This window comes from Limosilactobacillus difficilis (assembly GCF_947387495.1).
Lineage (GTDB): Bacteria > Bacillota > Bacilli > Lactobacillales > Lactobacillaceae > Limosilactobacillus > Limosilactobacillus difficilis.
Map to the genome: position 1 here is coordinate 1 of NZ_CANDNU010000129.1, position 236 is coordinate 236.

At 44.5% G+C, this 236-nt stretch carries 1 pseudogene; it reads left to right on the forward strand.

What is annotated here, in order from left to right:
* Positions 1–236, forward strand: a pseudogene (locus QOR82_RS09250) (RNA-guided endonuclease TnpB family protein); the annotation flags it as partial.

Here is a 236-nt window from a genome sequence, read left to right on the forward strand (position 1 = left end):
GCAATTAGCTCTGACGGAGTTAAGTACGCCACGTTTAATGCTAAGTGGCTAGAAAAGGAAGCTAATGCCTGGCAATCCAAGTACAGTAAACGTAAGCACCGTGCAACCATAGCTATGCGTCAATGGAATCATAACCATAGTGATTTCAAAATGGTACTTAGCGATTATCAGAATTGGCAACGAGCACAACGGCAGAAGGCACGCTATCAGCAACGGATAGCTAACCAACGTAAGGA